Origin of the sequence: Brevibacterium sp. VCM10 (assembly GCF_000583215.1) — a bacterium.
Classification (GTDB): domain Bacteria; phylum Actinomycetota; class Actinomycetes; order Actinomycetales; family Brevibacteriaceae; genus Brevibacterium; species Brevibacterium linens.
This window is the reverse complement of record NZ_JAJB01000090.1, coordinates 1-3989: the sequence shown is the minus strand read 5'-3', so window position 1 is coordinate 3989 and position 3989 is coordinate 1. Positions and strand designations below refer to the sequence as shown.

The window sequence follows — 3989 nt, the reverse complement described above, 5'->3', positions numbered from 1 at the left end:
GGGCCGCCGTCAGGTAGTACGGGGAGTGGTAATCCTCCGGTTTCCCTCCGTGTTTCCTAAGGGTGGTCTGGAGGTCAACACCCGTGCCGGGAACCTGTGACCGCTTCTAGGGTCGAAACGTGATCCGCCGAACGGGCATGATCGACCTGCCGGGAACAGCAGTGAGAATCATCCTTTTGGGGGACACCGTTGACTACTTTCGGGCGATCCGCTGAGGCGCTGCGCTTGGAAGACTGACTGGAGCACCCTGCTCACACCCCCGAGCCCGGAGGAACCCCGTGCACCTGATCACCCGGATGAGTCTGAAGAACCGCCTCATCGTCGGATTGCTCACCCTCGTGATCGCCGTCTTCGGCATTGTCGCGACCACCTCACTCAACCAGGAGACGATGCCCTCGGTCGACCTGCCCGGCACCTCGGTGCAGGCCACCGTCCCCGGAGCCTCCCCGGAGGTGATCGAGGAGACCGTCACCAAACCTCTCGAGACCGCGCTCGACGGTGTCGGCGAACTCGAATCGGTGACCACCTCCACCTCGTCGGGGATGATGACCGCCGAGGTGACCTGGCCCTTCGGCAAGGACTCCGAAGAGATGACCGACGCCGTCCGCTCCGCCGTCGACGGAGTGAAGTCCGACCTGCCCGCCGACGCCGAGGCGGAAGTGCTGTCCTATCAGATGGACGAGGTTCCGGTGACGATGTTCGCCGTCTCCGGCGGGGACTCCGCCACCCTCGGTGACCGTCTTGAGACCGACCTCGTCCCCGAACTCCGCGCCCTCGACGGAGTCTCGAACGTCGAGGTCACCGGCCAGGACGAGCAGCGAGTCTCCATCACCTTCCGCCCCGAGGACGTGGCGGAGAAGAACGTCGTCGAATCCTCCGTGCCCGATGAGCTCGAAGCCGCCGGCACTGTCGTTCCCGCTGGCCAAAGTTCACAGGGCGACACGTCGATGACCGTCGAGGTCGGCACTGAGGTCGACGCCGTCGAGCAGATCGAGAAGACGCCTCTGCGCACCGCGGACGGCACCGTACTGTTGGGTGAGGTCGCCGACGTCGACCTCGACTCGGTCGAGAAGACCTCCCTGTCCCGTGCCGACGGCAGGGATTCCGTGACTGTGTCGGTGACCAAAGACCAGGACGCCAATGTCGTCGATGTCTCGCACAAGGTCGCCGACACCCTCGAAAAGGTCGGTCCGAAACTCGGTGAGGACACGCAGTTCTCGACGATCTTCGACCAGGCACCGGAGATCGAGAAGTCGATCCACGACCTCTCCGTCGAGGGCGGACTCGGCCTGATCTTCGCGATCTTCGTAATCCTCGCATTCCTCGGCTCCTTCCGCTCGACCATCGTCGCCGCGATCTCGATCCCGATGTCGCTGCTCATCGCGATGATCGGCCTCATGGTCGGCGACTACACGCTCAACATCCTCACTTTGGGTGCCCTGACGATCGCCGTCGGCCGAGTCGTCGACGACTCCATCGTCGTCATCGAGAACATCCGCCGACGCCAGGGCACGACCGACCTGACGGTCGAGGACATCGTCGCCAGCGTCAAACAGGTCGCCGGCGCCATCACCGCCTCGACCCTGACCACGGTCGCCGTGTTCCTGCCCATTGCATTCGTCGACGGCATCGCCGGACAGCTGTTCCGACCCTTCTCCGTCACCGTCAGCCTCGCGCTGCTGGCCTCCCTCGTCGTGGCGTTGACGATCGTTCCCGTGTTCAGCTACTGGGTCCTGCGCCGCAGCCCCAAACCGCTCTCGCCCAAGCGCCAAGCAGCCACCGATCGCAGCTATGAGCTGTGGGCAGCCAAGCAGCACCGCCGCTCGGTGGCCCGAGCCGAACGCCGCCAGAAGGCGATCGAGAAGAAGAACGCCAAACGCGCAGCCAAGGGCAAGGACGCGCTGCCGGATGCGACCGTCGAACCCGTCGTCGCTCCCGCCCCCGGAAACGGTGAGGCCGCCGGCAGGATCGACCGCCTCCAACAGCGCAGCCTGCCGGCGATCATCTCCGCCCTGCACCACCCCTGGCGGACCATCGCCTTCTCCGTCGTCATCTTCATCGTCACGATGGTGTGCGCGACCTTCCTCAAGACGGACCTGCTCGGATCGGTCGGGCAGAACTCCGTGTACATCACCCAGACCCTGCCCGCGGGTGCCTCGCTCGAAGCCGGTGACAAGGCCGCGAAGCGTGTGGAAGCCGTGCTCGGTGACGACCCGGACGTCGACACCTATTCGACGACGGTCAACGGCCCGGAATCAGGTGCGGAGAACCAGTTCAACGTCACCCTGGCGGAGGACTCCGAGGCCGAAGTCGCGACGAACCGCCTCCGCACCCAACTCGACGACCTCGGGAAGGACGCAGGCGAAATCGACGTCCAAGACGCGGGCGGCTCCGTCAGCGAGGACGTCGAGGTCACACTCTCCGGCACCGACCTGAGCGCCCTGCGGAAGGCCGCCGACGAGGTCACCGTGACGATGGCCGACACCGAGGGGGTCCAGAACGCCCGCAACGACCTCGCCGCTGACCAGCCGGTCATCGAAGTCGACGTCGATCGGGAGAAAGCAGCCGACTTTGGATTCAGCCAGGCCGAGGTCGGGCAGGCCATCGCCGCGGCCCTCCACGGCGTCGAGGCCGGTACCATCACCCTCAATGGCCAGGAACGCGACATCACCCTCGCGCCGACTCATCCGGATGCGACCCCGGACGAGATCCGTGCCCTCGAACTGCCCGTCACCGAGGTGCAGACGCAGAACGCACAGGAAGATGCGACCGATCGGGTCGAGGAGAAGACCGATGCCCGCGCCGAGGAGGCCAAGCGCAAGGCCGCAGACGAATCGGCCGAGCGGCTCGAATCCGCTCGCGAGGCCCGTGACGATGCCGCCGACCAGCTCGAAGAGGCCCGCAAGGCCCTGCGCGATGCCGAGAATCCGCCGCCAGCACCGAGCCCCGGCGACATGGCTGCCGACCAGGTGGAACAGGCTCGCGAAGGTGTCGAGCAAGCCGAGAAGGGACTGAAGGAAGCCAACGACGCAATCGACGACCTCATCGACGTCCAGCGTGAACAGGAGCAGACCCAGGAGGAGGAAGAAGCTCTTGCCGATGAGCAGGCCGCCATTCCCGACATCAAGGGTGAGCCGATCACCGTCGATGAGATCGCGGAGGTGAAGAAGACCGAGACTCCGGCCACGATCGACCGCGCCGACGGGGAACGGAAGGTCACCGTGTTCGCGACCCCGTCCAGCGGCCAGCTCGAAACGGTCACCGCTGCGGCCACCGACCTGACCGAGACCATGGATCTGCCCGACGGAGTCAGCTTCGACGTCGGCGGCGCCAGCCAGGAGCAGGCGGAATCCTTCGGTCAGCTCGGAATGGCGATGGCAGTGGCGATCGTGCTCGTGTTCCTCGTCATGATCGCGACCTTCCGCAGCTTCGTCCAGCCGCTCATCCTGCTCGTGTCGATCCCATTCGCAGCGACCGGAGCCGTGCTGCTCTTGCTGGCGACCGGCACACCATTGGGCATTCCCTCACTCATCGGTCTGCTCATGCTCATCGGCATCGTCGTGACGAACGCGATCGTGCTCATCGACCTCATCAACAAGCTGCGGGAGGACGGACTCGACCTCATGGACGCGATCGTCCACGGCACCCGACTGCGCCTGCGCCCGATCCTCATGACCGCTGCCGCGACGATCTTCGCCCTCGTGCCGATGTCGTTGGGGCTGACCGGCGGGGGAGTGTTCATCTCGCAGCCCCTGGCGATCGTTGTCATCGGCGGCCTCACCTCATCGACGGTGCTCACGCTCATCCTCGTCCCCGCCCTCTACCTCCTCGTCGAACGACGCAAGGAGATCCGAGCGGCGCACAAGGAGCAGAAGCGCGCCAAGCGACAGGCGGAGGACGAGGCGAGGATCGAAGAGGAGACCTCCGAGGTGGCCCTGCACTCCAACGACCACTGAACCCCCAACTACTACCTGACGGCGGCCCAGCAA

1 protein-coding gene is annotated in these 3989 nt (G+C 65.6%); it reads left to right on the top strand.

The features are described 5' to 3' along the window. Nucleotides 1–278 precede the first annotated feature (278 nt). Nucleotides 279–3956, top strand: coding sequence for an efflux RND transporter permease subunit (locus tag AD89_RS0117155; protein WP_025780820.1), 3678 nt, complete (start codon nucleotides 279–281; stop codon nucleotides 3954–3956). Nucleotides 3957–3989: the final 33 nt, after the last annotated feature.